We start from the raw sequence: 1,754 nt of genomic DNA, 5'->3' as shown, positions 1-1,754 counted from the left end.
CCATCGTCGACGGCGCCGGCAAGAAGGCCGAGATCCAGGGCCGCGTCGCCCAGATCAAGCAGCAGATCGAGGAGACCACCTCGGACTACGACAAGGAGAAGCTGCAGGAGCGTCTGGCCAAGCTCGCTGGCGGCGTCGCGGTGATCCGCGTCGGCGGCGCGACCGAGGTCGAGGTCAAGGAAAAGAAGGACCGCGTTGACGACGCGCTGAACGCGACCCGCGCGGCCGTGGAAGAAGGCATCGTCGCCGGCGGCGGCGTCGCCCTGCTGCGCGCCTCGGGCAACCTCAAGGCCACCGGCGTCAACTCCGACCAGGAAGCCGGCATCAACATCGTGCGTCGCGCGCTGCAGGCTCCGGCCCGCCAAATCGCGGCCAACGCCGGTGCGGAAGCCTCGATCGTTGCTGGCAAGATCCTCGAGAACAAGGCCAACACCTACGGCTTCAACGCCCAGACCGGTGAGTATGGCGACATGATCGGCATGGGCATCGTCGACCCGGTCAAGGTCGTGCGCACCGCTCTCCAGGACGCGGCCTCGGTCGCCGGCCTGCTCGTCACCACCGAAGCCATGATCGCCGAGGCTCCGAAGAAGGAAGCCGCCGGCGGTATGCCGGGCGGCATGCCCGGCGGCGGCATGGGCGGCATGGGCGGCATGGATTTCTAAGAAGTTCAGTCCCATAGCGTATACGGAAAGGGCGGCAGAGATGCCGCCCTTTTTGTTTGGCTTGCGGCGGCCAGAGTCCAAAGGCAGGCAAGCTTCGTACAGCTGCGGTTGGCGAAAGCCTGCGCGACAGCCAATCTCCCCCCTTGAGGGGGTAAGGCGCCGACGCCTTCCGCGACGAGAGACGGCGCTGGCGCTCCACGCGCAGCGACCCCCTCTGTCGCCTTCGGCGACATCTCCCCCTCAAGGGGGGAGATCAGCAGCGTGCGCGCTCTGCTTCGTCTTGCCCGAGCGCACCGCCGCCTCGACCAAGGCCACCACTTCGTCAGCCACGACCGCAAGCGCCGAGCGGTCGCGGGTGGCGCGGGCGATCACCATCAGGCCCTCGAGCGAGGATTCGACTAACAGCGCCAGCGCTTGCGCGCGGCGCTCGGCCACCCCTGCCCTGACGAAGGCCTGGTGCAACAGGCCGATCCACTGCTCGAAGGCCGAGCGGCAGATCTCCACGAGGTCGGGCACATCGTTCGGCGCGTCCAGCACCACCGGCGCGACCGGGCAGCCGAGCGAGAATTCGTTCTCTTCCAGCATGCGTGCCACCGACTGGTAGATACGGCGGACGGCGACGGCCGGGTCGCCTTCCGTGGCAAGATCGGCGGCGAGCCGCTCGGTGACCTTTGCCACGCTGTCGCGCGTAACCTCGATGACCAGTTGGTCCTTGCCGCCCGGGAAATGGAAATAGAGCGAGCCGCGAGGAGCGCCGCTGGCGCTCAAAATGTCGTTGAGCGAGGTGCCGTGATAGCCGCGCCGCCTGATGAGCAGCGCCGTCGCCTCGATCATGCGGGTGCGCGTGTCCGTCGCCACATCAACCTCTGGCCATGTCAACTTTTGTCAGGAGTCGCATTATAGGCCTTGCCCATAATATGACAATCGGTCTACATAATATGTAAATCGGTCTACATATTTGAGAGGCAGCAAATGCAGAAATATCGGCTTGAAGGATTCGGCGGGATCGAGAAGCTGGTGGCGCGCGAGGAGGCGATGCTACGGCCCGGCCCGCACCAGATCGTCGTGCGCGTGCGCGCCACCTCGCTCAAC

2 protein-coding genes are annotated in these 1,754 nt (G+C 66.0%); one reads left to right on the top strand and one right to left on the bottom strand.

Features of this window, described 5'->3' with window-relative positions:
• A partial coding sequence (locus EOA29_RS35375) for a TCP-1/cpn60 chaperonin family protein (RefSeq protein WP_281061129.1) occupies nucleotides 1-662 on the top strand: 662 nt, incomplete at its 5' end.
• 240 nt (nucleotides 663-902) lie between these two features.
• Here EOA29_RS35375 and EOA29_RS35370 read toward each other — a convergent pair.
• The gene (locus EOA29_RS35370) at nucleotides 903-1,520 is read right to left on the bottom strand and encodes a TetR/AcrR family transcriptional regulator (protein ID WP_126094446.1); all 618 of its coding nucleotides are present in this window, start codon (nucleotides 1,518-1,520) and stop codon (nucleotides 903-905) included.
• Nucleotides 1,521-1,754: the final 234 nt, after the last annotated feature.

The sequence above is a fragment of the Mesorhizobium sp. M1E.F.Ca.ET.063.01.1.1 genome (genome assembly GCF_003998155.1).
Classification (GTDB): Bacteria; Pseudomonadota; Alphaproteobacteria; order Rhizobiales; family Rhizobiaceae; genus Mesorhizobium.
This window is presented reverse-complemented; position numbering and strand designations above follow the sequence as displayed.